This is a genomic window from Streptomyces sp. NPDC111802 (assembly GCF_055634335.1).
Genome location: NZ_JBVKCZ010000228.1, coordinates 1 through 1,369, shown reverse-complemented (window position 1 = coordinate 1,369; position 1,369 = coordinate 1). Strand labels below are relative to the sequence as shown.

The 1,369-nt window shown below is 69.7% G+C and carries 2 protein-coding genes; both read right to left on the bottom strand.

What is annotated here, in order from left to right:
- On the bottom strand, positions 1 to 725 hold a 725-nt coding region (locus tag ACZ7NC_RS45665), incomplete at its 3' end, for an ANTAR domain-containing protein (RefSeq protein ID WP_471498402.1).
- A gap of 158 nt (positions 726 to 883) precedes the next feature.
- Entirely contained in the window at positions 884 to 1,309 is a 426-nt protein-coding gene (locus ACZ7NC_RS45660; protein ID WP_471498399.1) for an STAS domain-containing protein, read from the bottom strand.
- Between the last annotated feature and the right edge of the window lie 60 nt (positions 1,310 to 1,369).

Sequence of the window (1,369 nt, the reverse complement as noted above, 5' to 3'; positions counted from 1 at the left end):
GCCAGCGTAGGGTCGGTGCGGCTTTCCATCACCTCGCGCGCCACGTCGGTCAGCCGCAGCCCGTGGTGGCGGGCGTAGTGGCGCAGCTGGTCGAAGGCCTCGTCGGCGGTGATGTGGCGGCGTTGGGCGAGGGCTCCTTTGGCCTGTTCGATGATGATGCGGGAGGTCAGTGCGGTCTGCAGCTGGGTGGCGAGGGTGGCCTGCTCGTGCAGGGCGCGCTGCTGGAGGATGCTGATGGCGGCGGTGTCCGCGAGTGCCTGGCCCAGGCGCAGCTCGGCCTGGTCCAGTGCGCCGGACCCGGTGCGGAACAGGGTGAGCGCGCCGATGACCTCATCGCGCAGTCTGAGGGGGGCGCCCGCGACCGAGGTGAAGCCCAGATCTGCGGCGCGGGGGGCGAACCGCGGCCAGTTCGCCTTCGCGCGGGGATGGGCCAGCGCGGTGTCGGGCAGTGGGCGGCCCAAGCGGTAGCAGTCCAGGGAGGGGCCCTCGCCTAAGTCGATGCTGGTTAGCGCCAGGGCGCGGGCGCGTTCGTCCGAGGCGCAGACGTCCACCAGCTCGCCGCGCAGGGTGGCCAGGACCACTCCGGCGGCGGTGATGTCGAGCAGGGCGACGCAGTGGTCGGTGAGCGTGTGCAGGAAGTGGATCACGTCGAAGTCGCCGACCAGGGTATCCGCCAGCTCGACGAAGGCAGCGGCCAGCCGCTCCTCGCGGGAGGATTCAGACATCACAGTTCACCTCTTTTCCATGGGTGAAAACGGCAACCAGCAGTCCGTACAAGGGAATTCGGGCCGGTTCTGGGGGATGGATACTGCCCGCTCCGCCCGTTGCGTGCATGCGGGAGGGACGTGTTTCAGCCCTCTTCCGTTCCTGCCGGCGGCCGGCATCAGGAGACACTGCCCTGGGGAGGGGGCGGGAAGAGGTGCTCGCTGCCGGCCGCGGGCCCGGCATCCAGGTCTTGGTCCAGCGCCTCGGTCAGCGATGCCGTCACGGTGAATACGCCGTCCAGGTGTGTGATCCGCAAGAGGAGCAGGATGCGGGGGTGGGCGCAGACGAGCACGAGCCGTCCACCGCCTGCCGTGACCCGCCTGCGGGCCCGGCACAGCAGCCCCAGCCCGCCGGCGTCGATGAACTCCACCCCGCTCAGGTCGAGCACGATCCGCCGGCACGGGAGTGCGGTGGCAGCATCGAGCTGGGGGGTGATGGCGGCCACGGCCGCAATATCAATCTCACCGTGGAAGGCGATGACGGTGCAGCGGCCCGCACCGTGGGTGCGGATGTACCCGAAGACGGGTGTGATGTCCTGGTGCATGGTGGTACCGCCTGAAAAACAAGCAGGCCACCCGACCCCTGCCCCCAGGAACGAATGGCG

Bases quoted from the DNA above. Each gene is read 5' to 3' on its own strand.
- ACZ7NC_RS45660 (WP_471498399.1), bottom strand. From the start codon at position 1,309: ATGCACCAGGACATCACACCCGTCTTCGGGTACATCCGCACCCACGGT.